Source organism: Bradyrhizobium altum (assembly GCF_020889705.1).
GTDB classification, from domain to species: Bacteria; Pseudomonadota; Alphaproteobacteria; order Rhizobiales; family Xanthobacteraceae; genus Bradyrhizobium; species Bradyrhizobium altum.
Genome location: NZ_JACMYP010000037.1, coordinates 34,306 through 45,562 on the forward strand (window position 1 = coordinate 34,306; position 11,257 = coordinate 45,562).

Annotated in this window: 6 protein-coding genes and 1 pseudogene; 3 read left to right on the plus strand and 4 right to left on the minus strand. The window is 65.8% G+C overall.

The window, feature by feature from the left end; translation table 11 throughout:
• Positions 1-58: 58 nt before the first annotated feature.
• The gene (locus H8B02_RS12930) at positions 59-2,116 is read right to left on the minus strand and encodes a tetratricopeptide repeat protein (RefSeq protein WP_229166591.1); all 2,058 of its coding nucleotides are present in this window, start codon (positions 2,114-2,116) and stop codon (positions 59-61) included.
• A 499-nt stretch (positions 2,117-2,615) separates the two neighbouring features.
• Here H8B02_RS12930 and H8B02_RS12935 point away from each other — a divergent pair, with 499 nt between their 5' ends.
• Positions 2,616-4,547, plus strand: coding sequence for a substrate-binding domain-containing protein (locus H8B02_RS12935; RefSeq protein WP_229166592.1), 1,932 nt, complete (start codon positions 2,616-2,618; stop codon positions 4,545-4,547).
• Between the two features lie 162 nt (positions 4,548-4,709).
• Positions 4,710-5,204: a type II secretion system major pseudopilin GspG gene (gspG, locus tag H8B02_RS12940; RefSeq protein WP_229166596.1), complete on the plus strand. Its 495-nt coding sequence runs from the start codon at positions 4,710-4,712 to the stop codon at positions 5,202-5,204.
• A 138-nt stretch (positions 5,205-5,342) separates the two neighbouring features.
• Here the strand turns inward: gspG and H8B02_RS12945 are convergent, their stop codons facing one another.
• Genes H8B02_RS12945 through H8B02_RS12955 form a run of 3 tightly spaced genes read right to left on the minus strand, consistent with a single transcriptional unit; the run spans position 5,343 to position 10,658 of the window.
• Positions 5,343-6,059 (minus strand): COG3904 family protein, encoded by a 717-nt coding sequence (locus H8B02_RS12945; RefSeq protein WP_229166593.1) that lies wholly within the window; start codon positions 6,057-6,059, stop codon positions 5,343-5,345.
• A 32-nt stretch (positions 6,060-6,091) separates the two neighbouring features.
• Positions 6,092-8,521: a type II secretion system secretin GspD gene (gspD, locus tag H8B02_RS12950; RefSeq protein WP_229166594.1), complete on the minus strand. Its 2,430-nt coding sequence runs from the start codon at positions 8,519-8,521 to the stop codon at positions 6,092-6,094.
• Complete coding sequence (locus tag H8B02_RS12955) at positions 8,511-10,658, minus strand: hypothetical protein (RefSeq protein WP_229166595.1); 2,148 nt, start codon at positions 10,656-10,658, stop codon at positions 8,511-8,513. Before H8B02_RS12955 ends, gspD begins: the two co-directional genes overlap by 11 nt.
• 377 nt (positions 10,659-11,035) lie before the next feature.
• Here H8B02_RS12955 and H8B02_RS12960 point away from each other — a divergent pair.
• Positions 11,036-11,257: pseudogene (locus H8B02_RS12960) on the plus strand (hypothetical protein); the annotation flags it as partial.

Genomic DNA, 11,257 nt, shown 5'->3' on the forward strand with positions numbered 1-11,257 from the left:
GTGTCCTTCGCGATACCGCGGAGGACCGCACCCTTGTTCGCTTCGCCTGCGATCGCGGCTAGGCCACCGCGCTCGCGCGGGCCTCGCACCACTCCGCCCAGAGTTTCATCAGTTCGCGGGAGAGATTGTCGGCGAAACGCGGGGCGTCGCAGAGCGGCGAGGCGGCTACGCGGTCGCGCAGGGTGCGGCGCAACTCGGCGAGTTCATCGCGCCGGTGCGTCCAGCCAACTGCCATCGCCACGTAGTCGTCGATGCTGTGCGCGCAGAAGCTGCCCAGCCCCGCTGCAGTGAGGTGGGCCGCCGAGTGACGGCCGGCGAAGGTGTCGCCGACGAAAGTCACGGTCGGAACGCCCATCCACATCGCCTCGAGCGTTGTGACGCCGGCAGAATAGGGAAACGGATCGAGCGCGATATCGACCTCGCCATAGGCAACCAGCAGCTTGTCTTGCTCGGTTTCGCCGACCAGCTCGACCCGCTCGCGCGGAACGCCGCCCTGGCCGAGCACGTTGTAGACCGCGTCGCGCGTGCTGGTCTCGCCGAGGCCGCCGTAAACCATCAGGATGCGCGAGTCCGGTACTTGCGCGAGAATCCGCGCCCAGGCCTTGCCAAGCTCGCTGTTGAGCTTGGCCGGACGATTGAAGCAGCCGAACGTGAAGCGGCCACCGCTCAAGCTTGGCAGCGGCGGCACCTCGGGGGCTTTCGCCGGCGGGTGATAGCAGACATAGCAGTCGGGCAGGCGGATCGGCCGCTCGACATAGCTCGCGTCATGCTCCGGCGGAATCTCGACCGGATCGGCGATCAGGCCGTCATAGGTATCGAGCCCGACCGTGCCGACATAGCCGGCCCAGCTGAGCTGGATCGGCGCCGCGCGCATTGCGAACAGCGAGAGGCGGTTGCCGGCGGTGTGGCCGGCGAGATCGAACAGGACGTCGACACGGTCCTCGGCAATCTGCCGTCCCAGCGCCGGGTCGTCCATCCCGGATACGTCGCGCCAGGAGAGCGAGATCTCCTTGTAGCGTTCGCTGAAGTCGTCGTCTTGCCGCTTGCTGTCGGTCTTGTAGCAGAAGATCTCGTAGCCGAGTGCGGCGAGCGCCTCGAAGGCGCGCAGGACGAGGAACGAGACCGCATGGCGATGCAGGTCCGCCGACACCAGGCCGAGCCGCGGCTTGCGCGCCGGATCCGGCGCGTTGACGAATGCAAGACGATTGAACGGCGCGCTCGGCCGGTAGAGCACCGCCCATCGCCTGTGCTCGCGCAGCAGCTCGTCGCGGGTCACGCCCGGTTTGTGCTGAAGTGCGAACAGCAGGGTTCCGGCGATGCCGGCGCTACCGGGATCGAGCTCGCCAGCGCGCCGATAGGCCGCGACGGCCTCCTCGATGCGGCCCTGTCCGAGCAATCCGAAGCCGCGGCCGACATGATGTTCCGCCTGCAGCGGATCGATTGCGAGCGCGCGATCGACATAAGAGAGCCCGCGCTCGAACGCGCGATGATTGATCAGGAAGTGACCATAGAGATATTGCGGCAGCGCGACGGTCGGCGCGCTCTCGGCGGCGATCTCGAACAACCGCGCCGCCTGCTGGTCGCGCGCGGCGACACCGAAGTTCATGCCGAGCTCGATGATCGCCTTGTAATTGTCGCTGTCGATCGTTGAGGCGGCGCGGAGATCGTCGACCGCCTTGTCGAACTGTCCGTCCATCACATAGGCGAGGCCGCGGGTACGGTAGGCTTCGCCATACCCGGCATCGAGCTCGATCGCCTTGTCGAGCGCCGCGAGCGCCTCGCTGCGCCGGTTCTCGGTCAGGAGCGCGAGACCGAGACTGTATTGCGCGAGCGGCATGTTCGGCAGCAGTCGCAAGCCATCCTGGAGATAGGGAATGCCGTCCCGGGTGCGTCCGGTGCGAGCGAGGCAGGTGCCGATCTCGGCAAGCGCCGGCGCATGCGTCGGTGTCACCCTGAGTTCCGCGGCGAATGCCTCGCGCGCGTCATCGAAACGATCGAACCGGCACAACGCAACGCCCTTGCAATAATTGAAGCCGGACTGGTCGGGCGCGAGCCGCGCGGCTTCGTTGAATGCGCGCAGTGCCTGGCGCCAGCGATCCTGTCGCGCGTGCGCCACGCCCTCTTGATGCAGAGCTTGCGCCCGCTTCAGGTCGGTTGATGGATAATTAGCCAGCGGGCGCGCCAAAATTGCATGGCCGCCATGCCCCACATGAATCGCAAGACGTCCGCTCGAGTTGTCTTCCATGTGGGAGGCCTCGCTTGAATGAAAGCCCGCGGAGATTGCTCTGTAGAGAGTATGCGATCAGACGGCGAGCCATCAGAACGAGAGAGTCCATAGAGCATCCGATGTGGTATTGCCAAGATGTTTTTCGGATGCTGACCGAAAATAATCCCTGCGCGAAGCCGATCGTCGAATTGTCTATCAGACGTGAAGTCAATCATCGGCGACGGAGACATGACGTCGACGGCAGAGATACTTTCTCGATCGTAGATTTGTTCCAACAAATCTTGATTGGTGGCAAAATAAACTTCTTCTTGTTTGAAGATTACTTTGCGCTCTGATGACGACGCGATGACGATGTGCCGGTGGTGATCAACCCCACAGGAACAGCGCAATGAAAATGCAATCGTCCAGATACATGCTCGGCACCGCCTCGGTGCTCGCCCTGCTCGCGTCCTCGACCATCACGCCCGCGAACGCGCAGGCCTCCACCGCCACGGCCGGCATCTACGCTGGCGGCAGCACGCTCGCCTCGGAAGCCTTCCGGCAGATCTTCGACTGTTACATGGGCGGCATCGTCGGCTCCGGCACCAGCTACACCGACGGCTTCGCGTTCGCCTCCAGCTTCCCGGCGCGGGGCAAACTGCCGACCACCTGCACGCTGGTGAGCGTGCCGGTGCAAGGCATGTATGCCGGTGTCGGCAGCGGCAACGGCGTCCGCGGCTTCATCACCAACAATCCGCAGCAGTGGTACAACGGCACGGTCACGCCGAACGCGTCGGCCAACATTTCGATCGCCACGCCGCTGCCCGCGAACCAGCCCGCGATGATCGACCTCGCCAATCCGGGAAGCCCGGCGACCAAGTTCGGCAGCTATCCCTATCCGCGCGTCGATATCGGCCTGTCGGACTCGCCTCTCGGCAGCACCCTGGCGGCGCTCACGACATCGTCGGTCAGCTTCAACCCGACGCAGGGCTGGACCACCACCGGCGGCGCGCTGACCCAGATCACGCTGAACAGCACCTCGACGGCGTCGGTCGCCTATCAGACGACCGTGTACGGCAATCCGATCCAGATCCCGGCTTTCGAAGTCAACGTCGCGATCGGCATCAACACCAGCACGATGACGGTGAACTCGTCGGTCGCGGGCGCAGGCACCACGCCCGGCACCCAGGCCAACCAGGGCGCCGCCATCCAGCTCACCACGGGGCAACTGTGCGCGATCTTCACCGGTCTGGTCACCGACTGGAACGATGTCACCGCCAACAAGATCCCGTACCTGGACAAGACCGGTACGCAGCAGCTCGCGGCTTTCAATTACGCCAACGCCAACAGCGGGGGAACGCTGCAGGCCTATTCGAGTTCGTCGCTGCCGATCAAGATCGTGTACCGCGGCGATGGCAGCGGCACGAGCTTCATCCTGACCAACTATCTCAAGGCGGTCTGCCCGCTGCTCGATTCCACCGGCGCGTTCGGCTACACCTCGATCTTCAACACCACGACCCTGCCGAGCACGTCCTTCAGCAACCTGATCACCCGTATCAACGCCGTCCGCGGCGCGGGTGGCTGGAACAACACGACGGCGACAAACGCCTGGGTCCCCGCAACCGGCAGCGGTGGCGTGGCATCGGCCATCAGCACCAGCAGCGGCAATGCAGGCCGCATCGGATATGTCAGCGCCGACTTCACCCAGCCCTACACCACCCAGGTTGGGACCATCGCCGCGCCGCTCTCGGCAGCGCTGCAGAACGAGCAGCTCCGCAGCGCGGGAACCTACGTTCCGAACAACTCGGTGACCCCGCCGGCCACCCGTCCGGCGAACTTGACGTTCATCGCGCCGACGCCGGCTGGCGCCAACGCCGCATGGGGTGACACCAGGCTCAAGACGCCGTCCACGACCTGGACCTGGAACGACTACAACATCTATGCCAACGTGTTCGGCGCCGTCACCCAGTCCGGCGTGACCGTGACGGGCCTGCCGGTGTTGCCGCTCACGAACAGGCTGAACGCCTATCCGCTCAGCGGCACCACCTTCCTCGACCTGTATAGCTGCTACAACGTCCAGGCCGACTCCAACCGCGTCACCAACCTCGTCAACTTCCTGACGACGTACATTGCCGGCGCCGATTCCGGCGATGGCAACTTTGATCCGGATGTCTCGGCGGTGGTCCAGAACGCAGGCTTCCACCTGGTTCCGGTCAATTATGCCCAGAACATCAAGAAGCAGTACTGGGGCTCCCTGACGACCGCCATCTTCGCCGCGGCCGCCACCCAGGCGAACGGCTGCCTGAACGTCGCCAACGGCGCCAGCGGCGGCGCCAAGTAAAGCGACGCGGTTGCGGGTGGCGCAATCCCGGTTGCGCCACGCCGGGACAGTGCCGAACACATGACGCGACCGGGCGCCTCTTCGAGGCGCCCGGAATTATTCGCTGGGCGCCGACAACAACCGTGACGGCTCTCGACCTTGAAGCTCACCGGACAAACAACGATGCCGAAGCAAAATGCCATCCTGACTTCGCGGCGTATCGGCCGGAACACGACGCGGCAGAGCGAGCGGGGATTCACGCTTGTCGAGATGCTGGTCGTCATCGCCATCATCGGCTTGATCATGGGATTGGTGGGCCCACGCGTGCTGAGTTACCTGAGTGAATCGAAGGTCAAGGCCGCCAAGATCCAGATGCGGAGCTTCGCGAGCGCGCTCGACCTGTTCCAGCTCGATACCGGCCGTTACCCGTCGACTGCGGAGGGGCTCACGGCGCTGGTGCAGCGGACGTCAGGCGCTGCCAACTGGAACGGTCCCTACCTCAAGGGCGGTATGGTTCCAAATGACCCATGGAGCCATCCTTATATCTATCGGGCGCCCGGCGAACATGATGCCTACGATATCCTCTCCTATGGCTCCGATGGCCAGGAGGGAGGCAGTGGGACTGCGGGAGACATCTCGTTGGAGAAGCTGACCAGCGCCGCTAGCAACGAGCAATGACGTTGCCTGCGATCACGCGTGAGCCTCGTGAGCGAGCGAGCTGTGATGATCGCGATCGGGAGGCCGAGAAGCGGGCGCAGTCCGGTCTCGATGCACGCCACATCGGCGCGCTCGACGAACTCTTCCGCGGAAACCGCCTTACCTCTTCTGCCAAGGCAGCGCGTGCGCCCCGGGTTTGCCCGCCGCCTCACGCGTGCGCTGATCGGCCCCCTGCGATCTCGTTGTTCCGTCTTCCGGCTGATGATCGAGCCCCGCAAGCCAGCGACCGTCAGGCGACGTTGGCGGCGGGGCGCGGCGTCCTGGCCGATCGGTCATGATGGCGCCCATGGCGCGCAGATCGTCGGGCGTCAGCCACGCGATCTCGTGGGCGTGCGTCGCCAGCATCTGTCCGATGATGCGCGGCGGCACGCCGAACCCGCTTGCGATACGCGCCATGGCGATGGTCGCCTCTTCAGTTTGCGCAGTCTCGTGGCCGAACTTATCGGACACGCCGTGGACGCCGATCGCGGCCTCATAGCTTGCGAATTTTTCGTTTCCAGCCGCGAACACGATGAAGCAGGCCGATGCGCAGCGCGATCCGGCCGCAACGATGGTCGGCAGCTTCGCCCTGCGGATCAGGCCGGCGAGATTGACCGCCTCGGCGAGGCTGCCGCCCGGTGAATCGAGCCGTACGGCCGAGATCAGGCGGTTGCCGTCATTGGCTGCCTTGATCAGTGTTTCCGCCGTCTCCGTGTCGCCTTGGGCGACATCGCCGCTGAGCGCGATGATGGTGACGTCGCCTTTGAGAGTCACGCTGCTCAGCTCGGCGGCGGTCGCGGCCGTGCTGAAGATGGCTGCTCCCAGGACCCGCAGCATGGATGACACCATCGCCATCGGCGGCCTCGGTCTCATTTGCGCGCGACGGATGGCGGTGCCGCGCCCGGCGCATCGAAGGTCGAGGGTGCGCGCCGCATGCTGTCGAGGCGCTCGCGGAATTCCTCGGCCACCACCTGGGCGTCGTGGCCGTTGCGCACCAGCTTCGTCGTGACGAACACGATGATCTCGGAGCGGAGCTTGGTGTCGCTCTTCTGACTGAGCAGGTCGCCGAGATATTTGATCTGGTTGAGGCCGGGAAGTCCGGCGACCGAGCGCTCGTCGTCCTCCTTGATGAGACCGCCGAGCAGCACGGTCTGGCCGCTGCTGGTGCCGACGGTCGAATGGATCCGCCGCTGCGAGATCGTGGGCGTCAGGTTCTGGGCGCTCGCGCCGCCCGGATTGACGACATTGGAGACCTCCTGCTCGATCTCGAGCTCGATCGATCCGTTCGGATGCACATGCGGCAGAACCTTCAGGATGATGCCGGTGTTCTGCCTGCTGATGCTGCTCACCACATTGAGGCCGGTGACGGTGCTGCCGGTCGAGATCGGCACCTGGTCGCCGACCTCGAGGATCGCCGGCTCGTTGTCGGAGACCACGAGCGATGGAGCCGACAGCACCTTGACGGTGGTCAGGGTGGACAGCGCGTTGAGCACCAGCTTGGGATTGGCTTCGGCACCGAGCAGCAGGTTGAATCCGGGCAGCACGCGTGCGAGCAGGGCGGTCTGGGCGGCGGATTGCGCGGCGCCGAACAGGCCCACCGATCCCTTGTCGGGGCCGGCGCCGGCATTGGCGCTGGTCAGATAGGCCTGCACGCCATACTGTAGCTGGTCGGTGAGCGTGACCTCGGCGACCATGGCATCGACGGCGACTTGCAGCCGCGGCCGATCCAGCGACTCGATCGCCCGCTCGATCACGAGGTAATCTTCCTGGTTGGAATAGACCATGATCGCGTTGGTCGATTTGTCGGCGGTGACACGAACATTCTGAAATATGCCGCGCGGAAGCGAGCCCAGCCCAGTCCCGCCGCCGCCGGGTCCCGCAATATCCTGGTCGTCGTCCTTGCGATCGGAGAATCCGACCTGGGCCGCGCCGCTGCGATTGGCGGTGCCGGAATTGTCGGTGCTGCCCTGGGTGGTCGTCGCCGGATTGTTGCTGCTGCTGAGCGTGCCGGCACCGAGCGAGTCGATACGCGATGTCGTTCCGCTCTGACCGGGCGCGGTCGGACTGCTCTGGCTGTCACCGGCCGATTGCGAGCTGCGGCCGACGAACATCTCGTTGAGGATGCGGGCAATGCTACGCGCGTTGCCGAAGCGCAGGCTGTAGACCCGCACCGTCGTGCCGGTGGGATCGGAGCGGTCTAGCCGCCGCACCCATTGGGTGGCGCGTTCCAGCACCTTGCTGTTCTTGCTCACCGCCAGCACCGCGTTCATGCGCGACACCGGCTGAAACTTGATCACGCCCTGTCCCTGTCCGCCGTCGGCGGTGTCGAAGACTTTCTCGAGCTCGCGAATCATGGTCTCGGGCGCGGTCGACTTCAGCGGATAGAGCCCGACCGACTGATTGCGCAGCCACTCCACATCGAGCGTGCCGATGACGCCGAGCGCCGCCTGGCGCTCGGAGGCGGTGCCCTGGATCAACAGCACGTTGCGGGCCTGATCGACGCGCACGGCGCCGGGGCGCGACAGGAAGCTTTCCGCGGTCTTGCCGATCGCGGCAGCAGAGACAAAGCGCAATGGTACGATCGAGACGCCATAGCCGGGCTGTCCGGCGCCGACTACCGAGACGCCGGCGCCCGCGGCCTCCGGCAGCGGCACGATGCGGATCAGATTGTCTTCACGCAGCAGCGCCGCATTCGACATTCGCAGCACGCTCTCGAAGATCGGCAACACGTCCTTGCGCGGAATCCGCTGTGCGGAGGCCAGCGTGATCACGCCCTGCACCCGCGGGTCGACGACGTAGTTCATTCCAAGGCTGTCACCAATCACGGATTTCACCACCGTCGGAATATCGGCATTGTCAAAATTCAGCTCGATGCCGCCGCCCTCGGTGACGACGTCGCTGTCGACGACGTTCGCCAACCGGGTCGTCGCCGTTGTGGCGGCGTCGCGTTGCGTCGGTGCCGGCGCGAGATCCTGATCGGCGCCGGGAAACACCATCGGCTGCGTGCGCGCGGATGCCGTTGCGGCGGAGGAGGTCCCGCCGACCGGGCCGTTCCAGCGCGCGCGCAAGTCGGCATCGCGGATCGGGTCGGTCACCTGGTCGCGGCCAGGCAAATCGATGCCCTTGTCCATCATGCAGCCGCCGAGCAGGCCGGCGAACGCAAGCCAGGTGCCGGTCACTGCGCCAACCGGCGCCATGCGCGAGAGGCAGAACGGTTGGAGACGTTGCTCGACCAGTCCCTCTTGTCCGCCTCGCGGGGATGCCGCGGTGTCACCGGCAGATCGGTTGTCAATGCGCATCGCTTGCTGCCTTCCAGGGACGATCGGCAGGAGCGAGGCTGCTGCCGGCGAGATCCTCGACCTCGTTGACCAGCGCCTCGGCACGACCGATCAGTGCGCGGGCGTAAGACGGATTGATCGGCCGATGCCCGAAAGCTGCGCCATCGAGTTGCGAGTTGATCTCGCGCGCCAGGGCGGCTCGCCTCGCGGTGATCGTGCCGATCGTGTCGAGATAGCGCTGATAGCCGACGTCGCCGCCCTTGATGGCCTGGGTCGCAAGGGCAAGGCCGTTGCGTCCGAGTTGGCCGAGCGGACCGTTGATCCTCTTGGCGGCGCGCGCCAGATCCATATAGGTCTCGCGATCGTTTGCGAGCTCCGCTGGCAGCGCGTCCGCTTCGAGCGCATCGACAAGCACGACGCCGTCGTGGATGTAGCGGTCGGTCAGGCCCAGCAATGCCAGCATGGTGGGCCGCAGGTCCGCGTGGTGCGAGAGGATGTCCGGTGTTTCGCCGCGGTGAGCGATGCCCGGCCCAGCCATGCCGAACCAGCTGCCGGCGAGAATTTGCGCGATGTCGCCGCGCACCCACGCCGTGTCGGGATCGACCGCAATGCAGGCCGGCGGTTGTGCGCAGTCGGCGCGGCTGGCGGCCGTCCGGATGATGTAGTCGGGATCGGCGAACATCAGGACATGCGGCGTGCGCGCGGGGCTTGCCGTGACCATGTGCATGAGCTGCATCTGGGCGCGGTCCGCGACCATCGATGTCAGGCGATCGCTCTTGCCGGTGACCGGGTTGACGACGCCAAGCTTGCCGACGTCCTGCGCGAGCGTGCGCGTCAGCGGATCGGTGGATAGCGGATTGCCGCGGATGTAGAACGGCGGCGTGTTGCCGGCTTGAACATCGAACGCGGTGACGTTGCGCCGCTCGGTCGCGAGCAGCCGATCGATGGCGATGCTAATCGCGCCGGTCGGCCCGTAGCTGCACGGCACCGCGACGCCATCGCACGCCGGCGGGCTGGGTGGGCCGCCGACAAAGCGGTCGTTGCTTGTGGGCACCACGACGAACAGCGTGTTGCGCGTGGTGATCCCGCTTGCCGCGAGCCGGTCGACAAAGGCCTTGAAGGCCGCATCGTCTGCCGCGAGCCTGGCGACATGCTCAGTTTCGCCGGGGCCGAGGGCGCGCCGGCGCGCGGCGGCCGGCCGGTGCGCATTGCCGATTCCGACATAGACCACCGGGACGCCGGCCTCCAGCATCGCCGCGGCATAGCCGAGCGATTGGGCGGCCGTTGTCTCCGACGCGCCGGGAAAGCCCGGGTGGCCTGCGTCGTCGTCGATGATATCGCCGTCCAGATCCTTGACCGGGCCGTCCGGCGAGATCACCGGCTGCACATTGCGGTTGCCGAACAACGCGCTGAAGCCGGCGTAGCCGCCCGGCTCATCGGGCAGCAGATCGGGACGCGCATTGGCGTTGCTGCACAATGCACTGCCGCGGGCGCAATGGATGGCGATGCCGAGCAGATCGGCGCGCACCTTGCGCGGATCGCCGGCAGCAGCGCGCGCTTCGGAGGCACCGAGCGTGGCCGCGACCTCGGGGCCGATCTCCTGCAGCGTCAGACCTGTCGTTGCGAACGCGCCGACGTCGCAGCCGGCTGATGTGAACGGCACCCATGGCGCGGGCACGGTCTTGCCGGTGTCGGCCAGCATCAGCGGCTTGCCGTCGCTGCTGTTCGCGGTCCAGTAGGCGAAGGCGCTGGCGAAGCCAACGCTGCCGTCGCTGCGGAGCGCAGCGCTGCTGTCGCCGATCGGCACGCCCATGCGGTCGCCATGCAAACCGGTCAGGATCGTGAGCACGTCTGTGGCTGTCTGGGCCAGCGGCGAGGTCTGGTGATTGCTCCCGATGATTCCGCCGCGCGTGATGAAATCGCGCAAATGTGGCATCTGCTCGAGGTCCGACGGAACGTTCGGATTGTCGCGGCGCAGGTGAACGTTGTCGAACTCGATCTGCACGACGCGCTTGATCACACCGCCGCGCGAGCGCAGCTCGCACGCGGCGAGCGCCTGTCCGGCCCCGGTGCTGCACGTCACGATGCAATCCAGCGCCAGGAACAGGGCGCCGAGCAGCAGCGGCATGAGGCCGGCACGGATGCGACTCGAACGCATGACGCCACGTCTTTGATACCGGTGTTTCGTCTCGACGATCTCGATGTCGATGGAAGCCGCAGCGTCGGCTGGATGCCGCCTGCTGCACGTCTTGAGTGTGTGCGGCTTGGATGACGCCGTCGTTACAACAACTCTCGCGCGATGCGCATGGCGACAATGTCCGGCTGTGATTCATCTTCACAGATTTGACGCATACACGCCGCGACGCGCGACATCTTGCGCCGCTTGCAACGAGAAGGCTTGCAACACGCGTGCGCCTGGCGCAGGTTGATTGTCGCACGCGCTGATGACGATCCATCGACGCTGGTGCACGCAGACAAGTACACGCACGCAAGTACACGCACGCAAGTACACCCGGACAAATGGACGGCCGGCAGATGTCGATCGCATTGCAATCGTTGATGGTCGCTGCGCTTTGTCTTTGTGCGTTGTTTGCTCGCGCTGCGGAAGTTCCGGCAGGCGGCGAGGTCATCGTCGACAATCCGGTGGAGCTCCAGCCGCTGCAACAGTTGAGCGCGACCAGGGACAAGCCGCTGTTCTCGGCCGCGCGGCGGGCGCCTGCGAAGCCGGTCGCGCCGGTGGCGCGGCAGGAACCGCCG

Excerpts from the sequence above, each read along its gene's own strand:
- H8B02_RS12935 (WP_229166592.1), top strand. The coding sequence starts at position 2,616 with ATGAAAATGCAATCGTCCAGATACATGCTCGGCACCGCCTCGGTGCTC.
- gspG (WP_229166596.1), top strand. The coding sequence starts at position 4,710 with ATGCCGAAGCAAAATGCCATCCTGACTTCGCGGCGTATCGGCCGGAAC.
- H8B02_RS12945 (WP_229166593.1), bottom strand. The coding sequence starts at position 6,059 with ATGCTGCGGGTCCTGGGAGCAGCCATCTTCAGCACGGCCGCGACCGCC.
- gspD (WP_229166594.1), bottom strand. The coding sequence starts at position 8,521 with ATGCGCATTGACAACCGATCTGCCGGTGACACCGCGGCATCCCCGCGA.
- H8B02_RS12955 (WP_229166595.1), bottom strand. The coding sequence starts at position 10,658 with ATGCGTTCGAGTCGCATCCGTGCCGGCCTCATGCCGCTGCTGCTCGGC.